Annotated in this window: 19 protein-coding genes; 12 read left to right on the forward strand and 7 right to left on the reverse strand. The window is 77.6% G+C overall.

From position 1 onward, the window contains the following. The first annotated feature begins 651 nt into the window (after positions 1 to 651). The 10 genes from AB0953_RS22540 (at position 652) to AB0953_RS22585 (ending at position 11,772) form a co-directional block, all read left to right on the forward strand. Complete coding sequence (locus AB0953_RS22540) at positions 652 to 1,650, forward strand: NAD-dependent epimerase/dehydratase family protein (protein ID WP_366861321.1); 999 nt, start codon at positions 652 to 654, stop codon at positions 1,648 to 1,650. Between the two features lie 12 nt (positions 1,651 to 1,662). Next, positions 1,663 to 3,327, forward strand: a complete 1,665-nt coding sequence (locus AB0953_RS22545) for a carbamoyltransferase C-terminal domain-containing protein (RefSeq protein WP_366861322.1) — start codon at positions 1,663 to 1,665, stop codon at positions 3,325 to 3,327. Continuing rightward, entirely contained in the window at positions 3,324 to 4,394 is a 1,071-nt protein-coding gene (locus tag AB0953_RS22550) for a glycosyltransferase (RefSeq protein WP_366861323.1), read from the forward strand. The genes AB0953_RS22545 and AB0953_RS22550 overlap by 4 nt, the downstream gene beginning before the upstream one ends. 134 nt (positions 4,395 to 4,528) lie before the next feature. After that, positions 4,529 to 5,098, forward strand: a complete 570-nt coding sequence (locus AB0953_RS22555; protein ID WP_366861455.1) for an HAD family hydrolase — start codon at positions 4,529 to 4,531, stop codon at positions 5,096 to 5,098. Then, complete coding sequence (locus tag AB0953_RS22560; protein WP_366861324.1) at positions 5,095 to 6,186, forward strand: glycosyltransferase family 9 protein; 1,092 nt, start codon at positions 5,095 to 5,097, stop codon at positions 6,184 to 6,186. The genes AB0953_RS22555 and AB0953_RS22560 overlap by 4 nt, the downstream gene beginning before the upstream one ends. Continuing rightward, positions 6,183 to 7,148, forward strand: coding sequence for a glycosyltransferase (locus AB0953_RS22565; RefSeq protein WP_366861325.1), 966 nt, complete (start codon positions 6,183 to 6,185; stop codon positions 7,146 to 7,148). The genes AB0953_RS22560 and AB0953_RS22565 overlap by 4 nt, the downstream gene beginning before the upstream one ends. Continuing rightward, positions 7,145 to 8,422, forward strand: a complete 1,278-nt coding sequence (locus AB0953_RS22570; protein WP_366861326.1) for a glycosyltransferase — start codon at positions 7,145 to 7,147, stop codon at positions 8,420 to 8,422. The genes AB0953_RS22565 and AB0953_RS22570 overlap by 4 nt, the downstream gene beginning before the upstream one ends. Positions 8,423 to 8,489: 67 nt before the next feature. Then, positions 8,490 to 9,236, forward strand: coding sequence for an SIS domain-containing protein (locus AB0953_RS22575; RefSeq protein ID WP_366861327.1), 747 nt, complete (start codon positions 8,490 to 8,492; stop codon positions 9,234 to 9,236). Next, positions 9,233 to 10,663, forward strand: a complete 1,431-nt coding sequence (gene rfaE2 / locus AB0953_RS22580) for a D-glycero-beta-D-manno-heptose 1-phosphate adenylyltransferase (RefSeq protein WP_366861328.1) — start codon at positions 9,233 to 9,235, stop codon at positions 10,661 to 10,663. The genes AB0953_RS22575 and rfaE2 overlap by 4 nt, the downstream gene beginning before the upstream one ends. A gap of 149 nt (positions 10,664 to 10,812) precedes the next feature. After that, on the forward strand, positions 10,813 to 11,772 hold the full coding sequence (locus tag AB0953_RS22585) for a glycosyltransferase family 9 protein (protein ID WP_366861329.1): 960 nt from the start codon (positions 10,813 to 10,815) through the stop codon (positions 11,770 to 11,772). Positions 11,773 to 12,498: 726 nt separating this feature from the next. On the opposite strand, the gene AB0953_RS22590 is transcribed toward AB0953_RS22585, so the two are convergent. Beyond that, positions 12,499 to 13,881, reverse strand: coding sequence for an MFS transporter (locus tag AB0953_RS22590; protein ID WP_366861456.1), 1,383 nt, complete (start codon positions 13,879 to 13,881; stop codon positions 12,499 to 12,501). 441 nt (positions 13,882 to 14,322) lie between these two features. On the opposite strand from AB0953_RS22590, the gene AB0953_RS22595 reads away from it, so the two are divergent. Beyond that, positions 14,323 to 15,066 (forward strand): SDR family oxidoreductase, encoded by a 744-nt coding sequence (locus AB0953_RS22595; RefSeq protein ID WP_366861330.1) that lies wholly within the window; start codon positions 14,323 to 14,325, stop codon positions 15,064 to 15,066. Between the two features lie 46 nt (positions 15,067 to 15,112). Here AB0953_RS22595 and AB0953_RS22600 read toward each other — a convergent pair whose 3' ends face one another. From AB0953_RS22600 to AB0953_RS22615, 4 genes are all read right to left on the reverse strand, one after another. Then, complete coding sequence (locus AB0953_RS22600) at positions 15,113 to 16,129, reverse strand: DNA topoisomerase IB (RefSeq protein WP_366861331.1); 1,017 nt, start codon at positions 16,127 to 16,129, stop codon at positions 15,113 to 15,115. Positions 16,130 to 16,289: 160 nt separating this feature from the next. Continuing rightward, positions 16,290 to 16,613, reverse strand: a complete 324-nt coding sequence (locus tag AB0953_RS22605) for a plasmid stabilization protein (RefSeq protein ID WP_366861332.1) — start codon at positions 16,611 to 16,613, stop codon at positions 16,290 to 16,292. Between the two features lie 94 nt (positions 16,614 to 16,707). Next, on the reverse strand, positions 16,708 to 16,983 hold the full coding sequence (locus AB0953_RS22610) for an isoamylase early set domain-containing protein (protein ID WP_361919810.1): 276 nt from the start codon (positions 16,981 to 16,983) through the stop codon (positions 16,708 to 16,710). 261 nt (positions 16,984 to 17,244) lie between these two features. After that, entirely contained in the window at positions 17,245 to 17,631 is a 387-nt protein-coding gene (locus AB0953_RS22615) for a hypothetical protein (protein WP_366861333.1), read from the reverse strand. A 203-nt stretch (positions 17,632 to 17,834) separates the two neighbouring features. On the opposite strand from AB0953_RS22615, the gene AB0953_RS22620 reads away from it, so the two are divergent. Continuing rightward, a complete protein-coding gene (locus tag AB0953_RS22620) occupies positions 17,835 to 18,737 on the forward strand; it encodes an SDR family oxidoreductase (RefSeq protein ID WP_366861334.1) in 903 nt (300 codons plus the stop codon). 147 nt (positions 18,738 to 18,884) lie between these two features. Here AB0953_RS22620 and AB0953_RS22625 read toward each other — a convergent pair whose 3' ends face one another. Next, positions 18,885 to 19,436, reverse strand: a complete 552-nt coding sequence (locus AB0953_RS22625; protein ID WP_366861335.1) for a DUF5709 domain-containing protein — start codon at positions 19,434 to 19,436, stop codon at positions 18,885 to 18,887. Positions 19,437 to 19,504: 68 nt separating this feature from the next. Beyond that, positions 19,505 to 19,687, reverse strand: coding sequence for a hypothetical protein (locus tag AB0953_RS22630; RefSeq protein ID WP_366861336.1), 183 nt, complete (start codon positions 19,685 to 19,687; stop codon positions 19,505 to 19,507). Positions 19,688 to 19,947: the final 260 nt, after the last annotated feature.

A 19,947-nucleotide genomic window follows, 5' to 3' on the forward strand; every position in this document is an offset into this window, starting at 1 on the left:
TGTCCTCGCGTTCCTGTTCCCACCGCGGTCTGCGGTCCCGCGTCTCCGAAGGCGCCCTGCGGCCCCACGGCCGACACCTCCTTCGCTCCCTCCTGACGCATCGCACCGCGTCTACCCGGACGCCCCCGGACCATGCGGAGCGCAGGACCTCCACCCGAAGGCCGGCCGCCCCGCCGGATCCGGCCCATATCGGCCGCACGCCATGCCGGTTGGGCGCTCCGGTCCGCCCCGGGACGGGCCCGGGCCCTGCACGTGCCACGGCGCTGCCCGGTCGGCGGGTTCCACCGCACGGCACCGCCCGGGACGGCGCTCCCGGCCCGGGGACCCGCCGCGGAACCGATCCCCGGAAAAGCGCGGCCGGGGCCCGGAACGAAGCGCCAGCCGGCGGCGGGCACCGCCGCCGGCCACCCTCCGGCCCCGGGCCGTCCCGACCGGGCCCACGGCACCGGCGGTCGGTCGGCGGACCGCGCGCCGCGGGCGGCCCGCCCGTTCACTCCAATGGCGTCCCCGCCGCGCCGAGCCCCGTGGACCACGGGCAGGGTGGGTCACGTCGGCGCTTCACCCCGTCCGGCGGCTCCCCCGGCCACCGGGCCCGCGCCGAGGCCGCCTTCCGAGCGCCGGCCCCGCGCCGGCCCCTCCCAGGAGATCCCCATGGCCTTCTCGCCGGACCACCGCTGGGCGCACGCCGTCGTCACCGGCGGCGCCGGATTCGTGGGCTCGCACCTGTGCGCGGCCCTGCTCGATGCGGGCACGGAGGTCACGTGCCTCGACGACTTCAGCACGGGGCTGCCCGACAACGTGGCCGCGTTGCTGGACCATCCGGGCTTCACGCCGCGCCGGGCCGACGTCACCCGCCCGTTCACGGTGGACCGTCCGCCCGATCTGGTGCTGCACCTCGCCTCGCCGGCGTCCCCCGCCGACTACCTGAGGCTCCCGCTGCAGACGCTGGACGCCGGCAGCCTGGGCACCCGCAACGCCCTGGAGCTGGCCCGCCGCAGCGGCGCCCGGTTCGTCCTGACCTCCACGTCGGAGGTGTACGGGGACCCGCACGAGCACCCGCAGAACGAGTCGTACTGGGGCCACGTCAACCCCGTGGGGCCGCGCAGCGTGTACGACGAGGCCAAGCGCTTCGGCGAGGCGCTCACCACGGCGCACGCCGCGGTCCACGGCACGGACACCTGCATCGTGCGGCTGTTCAACACCTACGGCCCCGGCATGCGGGGCCATGACGGGCGCGCGGTCCCCACGTTCATCCGGCAGGCGCTGGACGGCGTCCCGCTCACCGTCACCGGCGACGGCCTGCAGAGCCGCTCCCTGTGCTACGTCGACGACACGGTGGCCGGGATCCTGGCGGCGGCCGCCCACGGCCTGCGCGGCCCGGTGAACATCGGGAACCCCGAGGAGATCACCATGGCCGACCTGGCCCGCCGGATCATCGAGCTGACGGGCTCGTCCTCGGAGATCCGGTACGTGGCGCGGCCCGTGGACGACCCGGCGGTGCGCTGTCCCGACATCACGCTGGCCCGCGGGAAGCTCCAGTGGGAGCCGCGGGTGGGGATGGAGGACGGGCTGCGGCGGACCATCGCCTGGTTCCGCTCCCGCAACGGCCATCCGGTCCGGCCCGGGCCGGACCGCACCGGCGGATCCTGAAGGGCGGCAGTCATGCGCATCCTCGGTATCAACGCCCTCTTCCACGACCCCGCGGCCGCCCTCGTCATCGACGGGCGCACCGTGGCGGCCGCCGAGGAGGAACGGTTCACCCGACGCAAGCACGGCAAGCGGCCGGTGCCGTTCTCCGCGTGGGAACTGCCGGTCGAATCGGCCCGGTGGTGCCTGCGCAAGGCCGGCCTGCGCCCGCAGGACCTGGACGCCGTCGCGTACTCCTACGACCCGCGGCTCGCCCGCCCGGCCGCCGACCTCGGGCTCGACGACCCGTGGGACCACCTGCGCCAGACGTACGCCCGCGAGGCCCCCGGCTTCCTGGCCACCGCCCTGCCGGGGCTCGACCCCGGGCTGGTGCGCTTCGTCCCGCACCACATGGCGCACGCGGCCTCCGCCGCGTTCGCCGCGGACGGCGCCGCACGCAGCTCGGTCCTGGTGCTCGACGGCCGCGGCGAACGGGCCTCCCACCTCGCGGCACGGCGCACGGGCGCCGCCCTGGAGCCGCTGTACGCCCAGGAGCTGCCGCACTCCCTCGGCCTGGTGTACGAGGAGCTCACCGCGCACCTCGGATTCCTGCGCTCCTCCGACGAGTTCAAGGTGATGGCCCTCGCCTCGCACGGCACCCCGCGGATGCTCGCCGAGCTCCGCCGGTACGTGCACCCCACCGGCGACGGCGGTTTCCGGGCCAACGCCGTGCCCTGGCACGAGTTCTGCCCGCCCCGCGGCCCCGACGAGGCCTGGACCCGCGACCACGCCGACACCGCGGCCTCCGCGCAGGCCGTGCTGGAGGAGACCCTGCTCGACCTGGTGCGCTGGCTGCACGGCCGGACCGGCGACGAGGTGCTCACGCTGGCCGGCGGCGTCGCCCTCAACTGCGTGGCCAACGCGCGGATCTCCCGCGAGGGGCCGTTCTCCCGGGTGTGGGTCCAGCCCGCCGCCGGGGACGCCGGCACCGCGCTCGGCGGCGCCCTGCTCCTGGCCGCCGGCGCGGGCGACGACCCCGAGCCGATGGACGGGGCCGACCTGGGCCGGGAGTGGTCCGACGCGGAGCTCGGGGCCTGGCTGAAGGACGCGGGCGTGCCCTTCGACCGTCCCGCGGACATCGCCGAGACCGTGGCGCAGGCCCTGGCCGACAATGCCGTGGTGGCCTGGTTCCAGGGCCGCTCGGAGTACGGCCCGCGCGCGCTCGGGCACCGGTCGCTGCTCGCCCATCCCGGGCACGCGGGCAACCTGGAGCGGCTCAACGACGTCAAGGGCCGCGAGCAGTTCCGGCCGGTGGCGCCCATGGTGCTGGCCGAGCGGGCGGCCGAGCTCTTCGACGGCCCGCTGCCCAGCCCGTACATGCTCTTCGTGCACGACGTGCGGCCCGGCTGGGCCGAGCGGATCCCGGCCGTGGTGCACGTCGACGGAACGGCCCGCATCCAGACCGTGGACGCGGAGCGCGAACCGCTGGTGGCGCGGATGCTGCACGCCTTCGAACGGCTCACCGGGCTGCCCGTGGTGGTCAACACCAGCCTCAACACGGCCGGCCGGCCCATGGTCGACGATCCGCGCGACGCCCTGGAGTGCTTCGGCTCGGCACCGGTGGACCTGCTGGCCATCGGCCCGTACGCGGTCCGCCGCGGCCGGATGTACCGCACCTCGCCCGAGGGGTGGTCCGCGTGAACGCCCCAGCGCAGGCGCCCCGTTACGCCGTGGTCGTGCCCACGGTCGGCCGTCCGCAGCTGCGCGCCTGCCTGGAGGCGCTCGCGGGCACGCGCGGGCCGGGCCCCTGCCGGGTGGTCGTCGTGCACGACCGGCCGGAACCGGGCGGCACCGTCCCGCCGCTGGAGATACCCGACGCCCTGCGGCCGCTGACGGTCGTGGTGGCGGGCGGTGCCCGCGGCCCGGCCGCCGCCCGCAACGCGGGCCTGCGCGCCGCGGGCGACGCGCCCTGGATCGTGTTCCTGGACGACGACGTGGTCCCCGGCCCCGACTGGGGCGCGGAACTGGCCCGCGACCTCGCGGCCGCCGGCCCTTCGACCGCGGCGGTCGCCGCACGGATCGAGGTCCCGCTGCCCGCCGACCGGCGGCCCACCGACTGGGAGCGGTGCACGGCGGGCCTGGCCAGCGCACGCTGGATCACCGCCGACATGGCCGTGCGCAGCGGGGCGCTGGAGGCGGCCGGCGGGTTCGACGAACGCTTCCCGCGGGCCTTCCGGGAGGACGCCGACCTCGCGCTGCGCCTGCTCGGCGGCGGCTGGACCCTGGCCGAGGGAACCCGCCGCACCCGCCACCCGGTACGGCCCGCGGACCGCTGGGTCTCGGTCCGCACCCAGGCCGGCAACGCCGACGACGCGCTGATGGCCCGGCTCCACGGCCGCCGCTGGCGGGCCCGCGCGGGAGCCCCGCTGGGCCGTCGCCCCGGCCATCTGGCGGTGACCGCCGCCGCATGCGCCTCGGTGGCCTGCGCCCTGCTCGGCCGCCGGCGCGCGGCCGCCTGGTGGGCCGGGGCCTGGCTCGCCGGAACCGCCGAGTTCGCCGGGGCCAGGATCGCGCCGGGACCCCGCACCCGCGGCGAGGTCCTGACCATGGCCGTGACCAGCGTCCTCATACCCCCGGCCGCCACCTGGCACTGGGTGCGCGGGCTGGCCGTGCACCGGCGGGTGCCGCCCGCGCAGCCGGCCGCTCCCCCGCCGGCCCCGTCCCCGGCCGGCCGGGAGCCCGCCGCGGCCGCGGCAGGTGCGCCGTGACGCCCCGCGTCGCGCCGCGCCCCGCAGGGGCGGCCGGAGCCGGGCGGCACCGGGGCCCGTGGCTGTGGCGCGGGCGGGCGGCCGACCGCAGGACGGGCGGGCCGGCGCCCGGGGCGGCCCCCGTACGGGGTGCGCTGCCGTCGGCGGTCCTGTTCGACCGGGACGGCACGCTCGTCGAGGACGTCCCCTACAACGGCGATCCGGGCCGGGTCCGGGCGATGCCCGCGGCGCGCGAGGCCGTGGCCCTCCTGCGCGGACTCGGCGTTCCCGTGGCGGTGGTCAGCAACCAGTCCGGCGTCGGGCGCGGCCTGCTGACCCGCCCCCAGGTGCGGGCGGTCGCCGACCGGGTGGACGCCCTGCTGGGCCCGCTCGGGCTGTGGGCCGTGTGCCCCCACCGCCCGGACGACGGCTGCGGCTGCCGCAAGCCCGCCCCCGGCCTGGTCCTCGCGGCCTGCGCCGCCCTGGGCGCCGATCCCCGGCGTGCGGTGGTCATCGGCGACATCGGGGCCGATGCGGAAGCCGCCCGGGCCGCGGGCGCCGCGGCGGTGCTGGTACCGACCGCCGCCACCCGCGCCGAGGAGGTGCGCGCGGCCCGGCACACGGCCCCCGACCTGCTGGGCGCCGTACGGATCGCCCTCGCGCTCGCGCGGGAGGGCGCAGCCGGCCCGGCCCGCGTCCGGCACGGGGGAGGTGGCCGGTGGTGACGGCCCCGCGCACCCTCGTCGTGCGCCTCGACAGCGCGGGGGACGTGCTCCTGGCCGGGCCCGCCGTGCGGGCGGTGGCGGCGGGGTCCTCGTACACGGCGCTGCTGTGCGGGCCCCAGGGCGCCCCGGCGGCCGCGCTCCTGCCCGGTGTGCAGCGGATCTACGTCCACGACGCCGCCTGGGTGGGCTTCACGCCGCCGCGCACCTCGCGCGAGGAGTGCGACCTGCTGCTGGACGCCCTGGCCGCCGAGCGGTTCGACCGCGCGCTGATCCTCGTCTCGCACCACCAGAGCCCGCTGCCCGCGGCCCTGCTGCTGGCACTGGCCGGGATCGCGGAGGTCGCGGCCGACTGCACCGACTACCCCGGCTCCCTGCTGACGCTGCGCCACCGGCGGCGCCCTGACCGGCACGAGGCCGAGGCCGCCCTGGACCTGGCCCGGGACTTCGGCTTCCCGCTGCCCGCCGGCGACGACGGGGCGCTGCGGATCCTGGAGCCGCCCGAGACCGTCCGCCTCACCGGACCCGATCCGTACCTGGTGGTGCATCCCGGGGCCGCGGTCCCGGCACGGGCGTGGAGCCCCGGCCGGGCCGCCGCGGCGGTCGCCGCACTGCACGGCGCCGGCCACCGCGTGGTGGTCACCGGCGGCCCCGCGGAGCGGGAACTGACCGCCCGGGTGGCCGGACGCCATGCACTCGACCTCGGCGGCGGCACCCGGGACCTCGGCGAGCTGGCGGGCGTCCTGGCCGGCGCGCAGGCCGTGGTGACCGGCAACACCGGTCCCGCGCACCTGGCCTCCGCCGTCGGCACCCCCGTGGCCTGCCTGTTCGCCCCGGTGGTCCCGGTCGAGCGCTGGCGCCCGTACGGCGTCGCGCACGTCCTGCTCGGCGACCAGCGCGCCGCCTGCGCCGCCACCCGGGCCCGGACGTGTCCGGTGCCGGGGCACCCCTGCCTGGACTCGGTGCGCGACGAGGAGGTCCTCGCGGCCGTGTCCGCGCTCCTCGCCGGCGCCGACGGCCGGGCGGGCGCCGCCGTGCCCGCCGCGGCCCCCGACCGGGCCGACGCCCACGACCGAGGAGCAGCACCGTGAACATCCTGCTGTGGCACGTGCACGGATCGTGGACCACCGCCTTCGTGCAGGGCCCGCACACCTACCTGGTGCCCGTGACCGCGGACCGCGGACCGGACGGCCTCGGCCGCGCCCGTACCTTCGACTGGCCCGGATCCGTGGTGGAGGTGACACCCCAACAGCTGGCCGAAACCCCCGTCGACGTGGTGGTGCTCCAGCGGCCCCACGAGTGGCTGCTCGCCGAGCAGTGGCTCGGCGGCCGCCGGCCCGGTCGCGACCTGCCCGCCGTCTACCTGGAGCACAACGCGCCCGACGGCGCGGTGCCCCGCACCCGGCACCCGGCCGCCGACCGCGACGACGTCGTCCTCGTCCACGTCACCCACTTCAACCGGCTGTTCTGGGACGGCGGGAGCACCCGCACGCGGGTCATCGAGCACGGCATCGTCGATCCGGGCCACCGGTACACCGGCCGGCTGCCCCGGGCCGCGGTGGTGGTCAACGACCCGGTGCGGCGCGGCCGGTACACCGGCACCGATCTGCTGCCGGCCCTCGCCGAGGCGGCCCCCCTGGACGTCTTCGGGATGCGGACCGAGGGCCTCGCCGGGCACCTGGGCCTGGCCGAGGACCGCTGCCGCGGGCAGGACCTGCCGCAGGCCGAGCTGCACCCGGCGATGGCCGACCGCCGCCTGTACCTGCACCCGGTGCGCTGGACCTCCCTCGGGCTGTCGCTGCTGGAGGCCATGCACCTCGGCATGCCGGTGGTGGCGCTGGCCACCACGGAGGCGGTGGAAGCCGTCCCGGCCGGCGCCGGAACCCTGTCCACCCGGCCCGAGGAGCTCGCCCGGGCGGCCCGTCACTACCTGAACGAACCGGAGGCCGCCGCCGAGGACGGCTCCCGGGCACGACGGGCCGCGCTCGACCGGTACGGCCTCAAACGCTTCCTGTCCGACTGGGAGCTCCTGCTGACGGAGGTACGGTCATGACGCCAACCGCCCACTCGTCCCGCCCCCGGCCGCTGTCGGTCGCCCTGGTCTCCGAGCACGCCAGCCCGCTGGCCGCGCTCGGCACCGTCGACGCGGGCGGCCAGAACGTCCACGTCGCCTGCCTGGCCGGGGCGCTGGCGGACCGCGGGCACCGGGTGACGGTGTACACCCGGCGCGATGCGCGCGAGCTGCCCGGGACGACGGAGCTCCGCCCGGGCGTACGGGTGCGCCACGTGCCGGCCGGGCCGCCGGAGCCGCTGCCCAAGGACGACCTGCTGCCGCACATGGCCGCGTTCGGCGCGTGCCTGCTGGCCGAATGGCGTGCGCGACCACCGGACGTGGCGCACTCGCACTTCTGGATGTCCGGCCTGGCCTGCCTGGCCGCGGCCGGGGAGCTCGAGATCCCGCTGCTGCACACCTACCACGCCCTCGGCATCGTCAAGAGGCGCCACCAGGGCGCCGCGGACACCAGCCCGCCCCGGCGGATCCCCTGCGAGCGCGACGTCGGGCTGCGCTGCGACCGGGTGCTGGCCACCTGCCGCGACGAGGTCGGCGAGCTGGTCCGGATGGGCATTCCCGCGGGCCGGGCCGACGTGGTGCCCTGCGGCGTGGACCCGCTGCGGTTCCGGCCCGACGGCCCCGCTGCGCCGCGGGAGGGCCGCCATCCGTACCGGCTGCTCCAACTGGGCCGGCTGGTCCCCCGCAAGGGCGCCGCGGTGTCCATCGCCGCGCTGACCCGGCTGCCGGACGCCGAACTCGTCATCGCCGGCGGGCCGCCGGCGGGGCGCCTGGACCAGGACCCCGAGGCGCTGCGCCTGCGCGAGGCGGCCCGCCGGGCGGGGGTGGCCGACCGGGTCCGCTTCCTCGGCGGGCTGTGCGGCGAGGACGTGCCGGCCGTGCTGCGCAGCGCCGACGTGGTGCTGTGCCCCGCGGACTACGAGCCGTTCGGCATCGTCCCGCTGGAGGCCATGGCCTGCGGCCGGCCGGTGGTGGCCAGCGCCGTCGGCGGACAGCTGGACACCGTCGTCCACGGGGAGACCGGGCTGCTGGTGCCGCCCGGCGACCCCGAGGCCCTGGCCCGCGCCGTGTCCGTCCTGCTGGCCGACCCCGCGCTGAGGGCTTCGTACGGGGCGGCCGCCCGGCGCCGCGCCCTCGGCCGCTACGGCTGGGACCGCGTCGCGGCCGCCACCGAGCGGTCGTACCGGTCGGTGATCGCCGGCCGCCGGCGCCCCGCCGCGTCCGCCGACCGCGTACGGCGCCCCGCGCCCGCCTGACCCCGTCCCGCGACCGCTTCCCCGAAGGAGGTGGGGCCGTCCGCGTCCGCGCGGGCCGGCCGACACCATGAACCCGTACCCCTCCCCCTACACGTCCGTCGAGCGTCCCGGTTCCGGGCCCACCGGTCCCCAGGGCCCCGGCACCGCGCCCCGCGGCTCCCCTCCCGGGCCGGGCGTGCGGGCCCACTGCTCCTCCCTGCACTCGGCCCTGGAGCGGATGTGCCGCGACAGCGCGGACCTGCTCGAACGGTGGGGCGGTGAACTGGCGCGGTCCCTGCCCGCGGGAGGCCGGCTCCTGGCCGCCGGCAACGGCGGCAGTGCGGCCCAGGCCCAGCACCTGACCGCCGAGCTGGTCGGCCGCTACCGGCGGGAGCGGCCCCCCTTCTCCGCCATCGCGCTGCACGCCGAGACGTCCAGCATCACCGCCATCGGCAACGACTACGGCTACGACCACGTCTTCGCCCGCCAGGTGGCGGCGCACGGGCGGCCGGGCGACGTGGTGCTGCTCCTGTCGACCTCCGGGCGCAGCGGCAACCTGCTGTCGGCCGCGGCCACGGCCCGGGACCAGGGGCTGCGGGTGTGGGCCCTGACCGGTCCCGCGCCGAACCCGCTGGCCCAGGCCGCCGACGAGGCGCTGTGCATCGACGCCGCGTCCACGGCCACGGTGCAGGAGGCGCACCTGGTGGCCGTGCACCTGCTGTGCGAGGCGTTCGACGAGGTCCTCGACCGGCAGTCCGCGCCGGCCGCTGCCTCCCATGGCGCGGGTGCCTCGGCCGACGGTCCCGTTCCCGCCGTGCACGGGAGGACGCCGTGACCGCATCCGCACCCCTGGTCGTCGTGGGCGACGTCCTCCTCGACCGGGACATCGAGGGGGTGTCCGACCGGCTCGCGCCGGACGCGCCGGCCCCCGTCGTCGACGTCACCGCGGACCGCTCCCGGCCCGGCGGCGCCGGGCTCGCCGCCGCCCTGGCCGCGGCGGCCGGGCGCGCCGGGCGCGAGGTGGTCCTCGTGACCGCGCTCGGCCGGGACGCCGCGAGCCGCCGGGTCCGCGAGGCACTGCGCGGCCGGGTCCGGCTGGTGGAACTCCCGATGACCGGCACGCTGCCGGTCAAAACGCGGGTCCTGGCCTCCGGACGGCCCCTGGTGCGCATCGACCGCGGCGGCGGGCGGGCCGGGGCGCCCACCGAGGAGTCCGCGCAGCTGCTCGCGGCCGCGCACACCGTCCTCGTCGCCGACTACGGCCGGGGCACCGCCGAGGCGCTGCGTCCCCTGCTGGAACAGGCCGCGCGGCGGGTTCCGCTGGTCTGGGACCCCCATCCGCGCGGCGGGCCGCCGGTTCCCGGTGCCCGCCTGGTCACGCCCAACGCCGCGGAGGCCCGGGCGCTGTGCCCCGAGGAGGGCAACGGCGGCTCCCTCGGGGCGTACGCCCGGCGCGGCGCCCTGCTGGCCGGCCGGTGGCAGGCCGCCTCGGTGGCGGTCACCCTGGGCGAGCGCGGAGCCCTGCTGACCCGGCCGCACGCCGACGCACCGCTGCTGGTACCGGCCCCCTTCCGGGCGTACGGGGACACCTGCGGGGCCGGCGACTGCTTCGCCGCGCACACCGCCGCCGCCCTCGCGGACGGCGCCCTGCCGGAGGAAGCGGTGTGGCACGCCGTGACGGAGGCGGCCGCGTTCGTCGCGGCCGGCGGTGCCTCGGGGCTGTCGCTGTGGCGGCGCCCGGGCCCGGCGCCCGCGCTCCCCGACCGCGGCGACGCGCTGACGCTGGTCCGCGAGGTCCGGGCGCGCGGCGGCACGGTCGTGGCGACCGGAGGCTGCTTCGACCTGCTGCACGCCGGGCACGTGGGCCTGCTGGAGAGCGCCCGGCGCATCGGCGACTGCCTCGTGGTGTGCCTGAACTCCGACGCGTCGGTGACCCGGCTGAAGGGGCCGGGCCGCCCGCTCAACCCGCTGGCCGACCGTACGCGGGTGCTGCAGGCGCTCGGCTGCGTGGACGCGGTGATCTCCTTCGAGGAGGACACCCCGGCGGACGTGCTGGAGCTGCTGCGGCCCGACATCTGGGTCAAGGGCGGCGACTACGCGGTCGACGACCTGCCCGAGGCGGCCCAGGTCCGGGCGTGGGGCGGGCAGGCCGTCGTCCTGCCGTACCTCGACGGGCGTTCCACCACGGTCCTCGCCCGCCGGGCGGCTCGCGCCTCTTCCCCCGGCCCCACCGGTTCCGAGCCCGGGGCCCGCGTCCCATGACCCCCGCCCCGCCGGAGCACCCCACCACCCCACCACGGCCGCACCCCCGCCCCGACCGCGCCGGGCCGTCCCGTCCCCCGGCCGCGGGGCCCGGGGCGGCGGGCCCGGCGGGGCGCGGGCGGGGTCGCCGGGGCGGGGGCCGGCCCACCGTGGCCGTGCTCCGCGCCCTCGGGCTCGGGGACCTGCTGACGGCCGTACCGGCCCTGCGGGCCCTTCGCGCCGCCCTGCCCGGGCACGAGCTGGTGCTCGCCGCGCCCGAACGGCTCGCGGATGCGGTCCGGGCCATCGGCGCCGTGGACCGGCTGCTGCCGACGCACGCCGCGGGCCGCGACGTCCCCGCCGGCCTGCCCTGGACGGGGCCGCCGCCCGACCTCGCCGTGGACCTGCACGGCTGCGGGCCGCCGTCGCGGCTGCTGCTGGCGGGGCTGCGCCCGCGCCGCATGTTCGTGTTCGCCCCGGCCGGCGCGCCCGGGCCGCGCTGGCGCGCCGACGAGCACGAGCGCGAGCGGTGGTGCCGGATGCTGCGCTGGTACGGGCTCCACGCCGACCCCGGCGACCTGTCCCTGCCCCCGCCCGCGGAGGCGTCGCCGGTGCCCGGTGCGGTGGTGCTGCACCCCGGGGCGGACGCCGCGGCCCGCCGCTGGCCGGCGGAACGCTTCGCCGCGGTGGGCCGGGCCCTGGCCGCGGACGGCCACCGGGTGGTGGTCGTCGCCGGGCGGGGCGAGGGACCGCTGGCGCGCCGGGTGGCCGAGTACGCCGGGCTGGGTCCCGGTGCGGTGACGGGAGGCGCGCAGGACCTGTCCTTCGGCCGCCTGGCCGCCGTCGTGGCGCACGCCCGGTGCGTGGTGGCCGGGGACAGCGGCGTCGCCCACCTGGCCTCGGCGCTGGGGACGCCGTCCGTCGTGCTGTTCGGACCGGTGGCACCCCGGCTGTGGGGGCCCCCGCGCAACGGTCCGCACCGCGTGCTGTGGCATCCGGCCCCGTCCGACGACCCCCTGCGCCCGGGGGACGCCCACGGGCGGGTGCCCGACGCCCGGCTCCTGCGCGTCTCGGTCCCCGAGGTGCTGGCGGCCGTACGGTCACTTCCCGAACCGAAGGTCCGCCACTGAGCTGCCGCCTCCCCCGGCGCCGCGCGCTCCTGCGTCCGCGCGATGCCCCGGGCGGCTCCCCGCCGCCGGCCACCGCGCCCGTACCGCCCCCGACGTGGACGGAAGCCCCGGCTCCCGCGTCCGGCCGGCCGTCGCCGAGGCGGACGGTACGGCCCCGCCGACGCCGGCCCCATGCCGTGATCGGCCTTTCGCCCCCGCCCGCAACCACGAACGGTCGCCCGGCGTCCGGCTGGAGCGCGTCAGTCCCCCCAGGCGCCGACGACCGTACGGCACCACCGCGCCGACAGCGGCGGCAGCCTCTGCGCGCGCCGGTTCCGCCGCCGGCGGCGGGACCGGCTGTGCTCCGCCCGATGCCAGGGGCGGCTCCCGCCCTCCCGGCTGCCGCGCGTCCCTTCGGGAGGCGACGGCAACGGCACGGGCAACCCCCTGCGGCCGACTCCGACCGCGCACCCCAGACTGCCGCAGCCCCGAGGCGACAGCCGGCAGCAGCGGCCCCCGCGCCGCCCCACCCGCGCCGGCCGCTGCACGCGCGGTTCGCGGCGCCCGGCCCGTGCCGCAACCGGCGGCCCGGCACTGACCAGGCCCCCGGCCGACGGAGGCGTGGGCAGATGCGTCCGACCACGCGCGGGCGCGGTACGTGCGCCGACGGGCTGCGGGACGGCACTCCCCGAGCCGGTGGGCGGCGCCGACGGACACCCCCGCTGCGGGTCCCCGGGGCCGGGGCGGTCAGGCGGCCGGGACCAGTTCCGGGGTCACCGCCGGGCCGACCGGGCTGCCCAGCGGCGTGGGCCGCAGGGTGCGGCGGCGGTGGGTGAGGGCTCCGGCGCCGACCGCGAGGGCGATCACGAGGCCGCCGACGACGAGGGCCGCCCGCACCCCGAGCAGCTCCATCAGCAGGCCCAGCGTCGGCGGGGCGGCGAGACCCCAGCCGGTGCGCACGGTGGACCAGGCGCCGAGCACCCGGCCGCGCAGTCGGGCCGGGGGATCGGTCTGCAGCAGGGTCGACTGGGCGGTGTCGCCCACGGACTCGGCGACGGCCATCGGCAGCACGAGGACGAGCAGGAGTGCCAGCGAGGGCGTCAGGCCCGCCAGGACCTGGAGCAGCGCTCCGGCCACGGTGAGCGCGGCGACGAGGCGCACGCGGGGACGCCGCAGCCGGGCCCCGAGGACGGCGCCGACGATCCCGCCGGCGGCCAGCATCGTCGACACCCCCGAGAAGGAGGCGGCGTCGCCGGCGAGCGGCCCCGTGACCAGCACGACGAGGGTGAGGGAGTAGTTCCGGCCGAAGAGGGCGCTGACGCCGTTCAGGACCGCGAGGGCGACCAGCCGGGGCCGGCCCATGAAGTGGGCCAGGCCCGCGCGCATGCCGCCGGCCGGCTCCGGCGCCGCGGCGGACTCGGCGGCGCGGCCCTTCCGGGCGGGCGGCTGCGGGGCGGCCGGCTCGGCGCCCGGGGCGGGCCGCAGGAAGGGGATCACGCAGGCGACGGCGAGGAACGAGAGCCCGTTGACGGCGTACGCGGCGGCCGTGCCGAACGCGGCGACGGTCACGCCGGCCAGGGCCGCGCCGACGAGGCGGCCCGCGCTGTGCACGAGGGAGCCGACCCCGATGGCCGACGGGACGTCCTGCGGCGGGACCAGGCCGTTGCCGAGCAGCGAGCAGGCCGGTCCGTCGACGGTGGCGATCACGCCGGTGACCAGGGCGAGTCCCATGAGCACCGGCAGGTCCAGCCGGTCGAGCGCGACGAGGACGCAGGTGACGAGGGCCACCGCGCCCAGCAGGGCCTGGCAGACGGCGGCGGTCACCTTGTGGGACCAGCGGTCGACGACCGCTCCTCCGGCGAGCCCGAGCAGCAGTCCGGGGGCCGCCTGGAGGGACACGGACAGGCCGGTGACGGCGGCGGAGCCGGTGAGCTGCAGGACCAGCAGGTTCTGCACCGTCAGCTGGGTCCAGGTGCCCACGTTCGAGACGAAGTTGGCGCCGGCCCACCACCGCATGCCGCGGTGGCGCAGGGAACGCCACGGCGAGCGGTCGGGGCGCGGGCCGGGAGCGGGCGCAGGCGCCGGCGCGGGAGCGGGAGCGGGAGCGGCCGAGGACGCGGCGGACGGCATGGCGGAGGGCGCGGCGGAGGGCGCGCCGGAAGCGGTGAAGGACACAGGGGTACCGGGGAGCGGGGGGAGGGCGGGGCAGTCGGGGACGGGCGGATCCGGCGCAGCACTGCGGGCACCCGCCCCGGTGGGACCGGGCGGGTGCGGCGGGATCGTCCCGTCCGACCATGCTGGCAGACCCGGTGCGCGAGGCGTACGTGACCGCGCTCACCCTTCCCCCGGGCCGACTCCCAACCCCGCGGCCGGGCAGGGGGGTTGGACTTCTGGTGGGCTTGCTCACACCCGCCCCGCGCACCGCTGCGCCGGAGGGCGGCGCAAGTGGCCTAACCCGGAGTGCCCGCGGGACGGGGGCAGGCAAGAGTGGAGGGGCCGGGGACGGCCACGGCCGGGGCGCGCCCGCGCCCGTCCGGCGTCCCGTGGAGCGACGAAAGGCGTGTGACCGCGATGAAGAGCTCGGCACCCCACTTGCGCGGCAAGCAGGCCCTGGTGACCGGTGGGGCGCGGGGCCTGGGCGCCGCGATCTGCCGCCGGCTCGCGGCGGCCGGAGCCTCGGTGCTCGTGGCCGACGTACGGCGCGACCTCGCGGAGGAGCTGTGCGGGGACGTCACGGCGCGCGGCGGGCGGGCCCGCTACGTGGGGCTGGACGTCCGCGAGCCCGCGCGGATCGCGGAGGTCTTCCGTGACCTGGACGAGGGCTCGGAAGCGCTCGACGTGCTGGTGAACTGCGCCGCGGTGGACGTGTCGAAGTCCGCGGAGCACCTGACGGCCGACGAGGTGACCCGGGTGGTGACGACCAACCTGCTGGGCCCGATGTACCTGTGCCTGGAGTCCTACCGCCGCATGGTGGCCCGGGGCGGCGGCCACATCGTGAACATCCTCTCCACCGCCGCCAACCGCACCTGGACCGAGGCCGGCCCGTACTCGGCGAGCAAGTCGGGGCTGCGGGCGTTCACGCACACCCTGTTCAAGGAGGCGCAGCGGGACTGCCTGGGCATCGGGATCACCGGGGTGATCGCGGGCGGCATGGAGACCGCCTTCATCATGGAGCGGTTCCCCGACACGGACGTCTCGATGCTCCAGAGCCCCGACGTCGTCGCCGACACGGTGATGTACGCCCTCACGGTGCCGGGCGGGAGCGCGGTGCCGGAAGTCGTGGTGGTCCCCCGCAGGGAGCCGTCCTGGCCCTGACCGGCCACGCCGGGGGCGCGGGCGGGGCAGTCAGTCGGAGCGCTGGTCAGTCGCGGAGCAGCCGCAGGACGGCCCGTTCGGCCTCGCCCCGGGTGGCCGGGGTGCCGAGGTCGGTGTCCTCGCCGAGGTGGCCGAGGGCGGCCGCGATGGTGACGCCCTCCTCGTAGCGCTCGAAGACGAGCGGGTCGATGTACGAGGCGCGGCAGACGGCGGGGGTGTTGCCCAGGTAGTCGCTCACCTCGCGCACCGCCCGGGCGGCGGCCCGTTTGCGGGCGGACGGGCCGGCGTGGGCGGTGCGGGCGGAGACGGCCAGCGCGACGGCGGCCAGGACGGTGGCGTGCCAGGTGCGGAAGTCCTTGGCGGTGATGTCCTGCCCGGAGCGTTCCCGCAGGTAGGCGTTGAGGTCCTCGGCCCGTACCCCGTGCCAGGCGCCGCCCTCCCGGTAGGCGAAGAGCCGTGGTCCGGGCTCCCGCCGGCGCAGCAGGGCCCGGACCACGGCGAGGGCCGCGTCGTCGACGAGGGCCCGGTGCTGGCGGCGGCCCGACTTGGCGGGGAAGTCCAGGCAGACCTCGCCCCGCCGGCACCGGGCGTGCTCGCGCAGCAGGGTCGTCAGGCCGTAGCTGTCGTGTTCGCGCGCGTAGCGCTCGCCGCCAATCCGGAAGAACCCCAGGTCGAGCAGGCGTGCGGCGCAGGCGAGGACCCGGTCCCGGCCGAGTCCTCGGCCGGCCAGGTCCTCGTCGACGGCCTTGCGCAGGCGGGGCAGGCTGCGGGCCACGCGGCGCACGTGCTCGTGCTTGGCCTCCTCGCGCTGCTCCCGGAAGCGCTCGTGGTAGAGGTACTGGCGGCGCCCCGCCGCGTCCGTGCCGAGGGCCTGGATGTGCCCGTTGGGCCACGGGCAGATCCACACGTCCTTCCAGGCCGGCGGAATGGCCAGGCGCAGGATCCGCTCGCGCTCCTGCGCGCTCACCGGACGGCCGTCGGCGTCGAGGTAGCGGAAGCCCCGGCCGTGCCGGACCCTCCGCAGGCCGGGCCGGTGCGGGTCGCTGGTGCGCAGTCTGGTCACCACGTCAGTTCACGTCACGGTTCGGTTCACGTCACGGTTCCCCGGTCACGGTTCACGGCTCACGGCCACGGCGCAGGGCCGCGGTCACGCGTTCGCGGTTCGGCCGAGCGCCCATGGGAGCGCCCCCGTCCGGTGGCCGGGGGCAGGGGGGCCGGTCCGGTCAGCGGCCCAGGGCCTCCTTGAGCTCGGCCTTGTCCATCTGGGAGCGGCCCTTGATGTTCCGCTGCTTCGCCTCGTTGTACAGCTGCTCCTTCGTCGGTTCCCCGGAGCCGCTGTGTGACCGCTGGCCGCCGCGCTTGGAGGAGGACGTGTCCTGGGTGGAGGACCGGCTCGCCGTCTTGGACTCGCCGGAGCGGGCGCGCTCCTTGTTCACCGTGCGGGCGGCGATCTCCTTCGCCCGCTTCTCGGACTCGCCGCGGTCCTGCGCGGAGTCCTTGATGTGCTCGTACTGTCGTTCCCGCTTCGGGGAGGACCCTCGGGGCATGGTGTTCACCTTCCTGGTCGGGACCGGCTCCCTGCCGGTCCGGTCGGGCGTCTACCCGCTTCGGCCACGGTCATGGCGGGCGCGGGGCACCGCTTCAGGTCGTCAGCCGGCTGTTCGGGCCCTCCCGGCCGTCCGCCTCGTCCTCGTTGAACCAGTAGTCGCCGGCGGCGAGGTAGCGGAACTGGTGCACCCGCTGCGGTTCCAGCCGTACGGTGACGGCACGGGTCCCGTCGGGGCGCGGGGTGAGCGAGTGGGCGCCCGGCGTCCAGTCGTTGAAGTCGCCGACGACGCTGACCTCGCCCGCGGGCTCGTCGGCGGGCAGGACGAAGGTCACCTCGGTGCGGTTCTTGCGGGCGCTACGTTGCAGCACGAACGTTCCTCCTTGTTCCTTGCACGGGGTCGGTCCAGGTGTACCGCGCACGGCGCCGCGCCGCCGGGCCCCGCACGCGGGGCCGCGCCCGTCGGCGGTTTCGCTCCGCGGCCCGCGCGCTGCGGACGCTGCCGGCAGGACGCCCGGGCGAGCCGGAAAACGAACCCGCCCGGGATCACCCGGACGGCGGGGCTCGGCCGCCGCAGCCTGGCACCCCGCCGCGCGCGGGCGCGCTGTCGGCCCGTCGCCCGCCGCCGGGGGTCAGCCGCGTCGCATCTTCTTGGATCCGCCCTCGGGGTCGATGCCCGTGAACGCCGAGTCGTCCTTGCCTCCGCTGGGCCGACCGGACCGGCCGCGGGTCCCCATGTCGTGGTGGCCCTTCTGGCCGCCGCGGGCGTGCTCCTCGCCGCTGGGGTTGATGCTCTCCAGCGGGGTTCCCTCGTCGGCCGGCCCCCGGGACGACTTGCCCTTGCGGGCCTTGGCCGAGCCCGGCGCGTGCTTTTCGGGGGAGTCGAACGAGCGCCGTGCGCTGGGGTTGTCCTGCTTGTGGGTGGAGTCGACGTCGGGCGACCAGCCGTGCTGCTCGGTCCCCTCGTGCCGACTCGGCCCCTCACCGTGCGGTACGTGTGACTTCGGGGTGCTGGACATGGGCCGTTCCTCCTCTCGTGGGTCCCCCTCGGGGCTGCGCCTGCCCCGCCGGCTCCGGCTCAACCCGTCCGGTCGCCGGCCACCCGCCCGGCCACCCGCCCGGCCACCCGTCCGGCCGCCGGTGACGTGTCCCGAGGCCGGGCAGGGGTAGGCGCGGTCACGTGGCTGCGTCCGCAAGCGGTCCACGCGAAGGAGGAGCACCCGTGAACAGCACACCGACGAACCGGGACGGTGCCGCACCGGACCCGACCACCCTGTACCCCCGGCCCGACTTCCCGGAGCAGGAACAGGAGCCGCCCGGTCTGACCCGGCCCATGGAGCCGGCCCCCGACCACGGCGAGGACTCCTACCGCGGCAGCGGTCTGCTCCTGGACCGCAAGACAGTGGTGACGGGCGGGGATTCCGGGATCGGGCGGGCGGTGGCGCTCGCGTTCGCGCGCGAAGGCGCCGACGTCCTGTTCACGTACCTCCCGGAGGAGGCCGAGGACGCCGACCGGACCATGCGCCTGGTGGAGGACTGCGGCCGCAGGGCGGTGGCGGTCCCCTGCGACCTGCGGGAGGAGGAGCAGTGCGACTCCGTGATCGGGCACGCGGTCTCGGAGTTCGGGCGGATCGACGTCCTGGTCAACAACGCGGCGCACCAGATGGCCCAGCCGGACGGGATCTCCCACATCAGCACGGAGCAGTTCGACCGGGTCGTGCGCACCAACCTGTACGCCATGTTCTGGCTGTGCAAGAAGGCCCTGCCGTACATGTCCGCCGGGGCCAGCATCATCAACACGGCGTCCGTGCAGGCCTACAAGCCGAGCCCGGCCCTGCTGGACTACGCCATGACCAAGGGCGCCATCGTCACCTTCACCCAGGGGCTGGCGCAGATGCTGGCCGAGGACGGGATCCGGGTGAACGCGGTCGCGCCGGGACCGGTGTGGACGCCGCTGATCCCCGCGACCATGCCGGACCCGCAGGAGTTCGGGAAGCAGAGCCCGCTCGGGCGGCCGGCGCAGCCCGCCGAGATGGCTCCGGCGTACGTGTTCCTGGCGTCGGAGCGGGCGAGCTACATCACCGCCGAGATCCTGAACGCCACGGGCGGCACTCCCCTGCCGTGACCTCCGGCCCCCTGGCCTCCCGACCGGGGACGGCCACCCCGCGCGGGCCGGCCGACCCCGGCCGGCCCCGGCCGGGGGGGGCGGGGCCGCTCGCGGCCGGTGCCGCTCCGCCTCGCAGCTGCGGCTCGCCGGCTCGCCGGCTCCGCCTCACTGCGGAGGTTCCTCCTCGACGACGTGGACGGCGGCCTCCTCGGCGGACGCCGCCCCGCCGTCGATCCCGGTGTCCCGGCCCAGTACGGAGATGTGCCGGACCGGCGCCGTCTCCTCGGCCGCCGCCATCCGCCCGGCGCGCTCCCGGCCGGCCGTGGAGGCGTCCCCGGCCGGGTCGCCCGTGAGGTCCTCGCTCTCCTCGTCGCCGGACTGCTCCGCGGCCGCCGGCGCGGCAGCGCCGTTCGCGTCGAAGTCCTCCCCCGGCTCCGTCTCCGAACCGCGGCCTGCTTCCGCCTCGGCACCCGGTTCCGGTTCGGGCTCCTCCTGGGCCAGTCGCTGGTCGAGGGTCTCGCCGGCACGCTGCTCTCCGGCGGTGGTGCCGTGCCGGGTGGCCGCGAGCGGGCGGTCGGGCGGCGAGTAGCCCGTGTCCAGGGTGTCGTCCAGGTCCGGTTCGCCGAGGGCGTTCTCCATGTCCGGCTGCGATTCGCCGGGCTCGGCCTCCACCTGCGGCTGGTAGACGCCGTCTCCTTGGGCTTCGGTCCCGCTCATGGCGGTTGCCTCCTTTCGGGGGGTGTTCACCGGCTCCGCGCCTGCCCGGCGCCGCCCGGTGCGCGGACTCACAGGTCGCGCGCGTACGCCTCGTCCTCCTCCGCCTCGGACCGCTGTCCGGGCGAGTGGCACGCATCCAGCAGGTCGAGCATCTGCTCCATGACCGAGCCGAAATCGTGCCAGGGGGTCGCCGGATTCTCGTCCGAGCGGTGAACGGTCCCGCCCCGGTGGCTGCTCGCGGTGGCCGGCATCGTGATCCACTCCTCTGATCGGTTCCGCTCCCCGACCTGCCGCGCGGCGCGCGGGGCGCGCCCGCGGGAAGCTGCGTCTGCCCCCGATCGGCCCGCTCATGCGGCGGGCGCCCTGCGCCGGGGCGGACGGCACCCGGCGCGGAGGGGCAGGTACGGCAACGGACCCGACGGACCCTGCCGGGCCGTCAGGTCCGATGCGGCGTCCCCTGCGGAAGGGGACGGGCGCCGGCCGGGGTCGGGGCAAGGACCGGTCGGCGCCG

Source organism: Streptomyces sp. NPDC046866 (assembly GCF_040704625.1).
Classification (GTDB): Bacteria; Actinomycetota; Actinomycetes; order Streptomycetales; family Streptomycetaceae; genus Streptomyces.

Coding starts and splice junctions, on each gene's coding strand:
- AB0953_RS22540 (WP_366861321.1), top strand. CDS start 652: ATGGCCTTCTCGCCGGACCACCGCTGGGCGCACGCCGTCGTCACCGGC.
- AB0953_RS22545 (WP_366861322.1), top strand. CDS start 1,663: ATGCGCATCCTCGGTATCAACGCCCTCTTCCACGACCCCGCGGCCGCC.
- AB0953_RS22570 (WP_366861326.1), top strand. CDS start 7,145: ATGACGCCAACCGCCCACTCGTCCCGCCCCCGGCCGCTGTCGGTCGCC.
- AB0953_RS22575 (WP_366861327.1), top strand. CDS start 8,490: ATGAACCCGTACCCCTCCCCCTACACGTCCGTCGAGCGTCCCGGTTCC.
- AB0953_RS22590 (WP_366861456.1), bottom strand. CDS start 13,881: ATGCCGTCCGCCGCGTCCTCGGCCGCTCCCGCTCCCGCTCCCGCGCCG.
- AB0953_RS22595 (WP_366861330.1), top strand. CDS start 14,323: ATGAAGAGCTCGGCACCCCACTTGCGCGGCAAGCAGGCCCTGGTGACC.
- AB0953_RS22605 (WP_366861332.1), bottom strand. CDS start 16,613: ATGCCCCGAGGGTCCTCCCCGAAGCGGGAACGACAGTACGAGCACATC.
- AB0953_RS22615 (WP_366861333.1), bottom strand. CDS start 17,631: ATGTCCAGCACCCCGAAGTCACACGTACCGCACGGTGAGGGGCCGAGT.
- AB0953_RS22625 (WP_366861335.1), bottom strand. CDS start 19,436: ATGAGCGGGACCGAAGCCCAAGGAGACGGCGTCTACCAGCCGCAGGTG.
- AB0953_RS22630 (WP_366861336.1), bottom strand. CDS start 19,687: ATGCCGGCCACCGCGAGCAGCCACCGGGGCGGGACCGTTCACCGCTCG.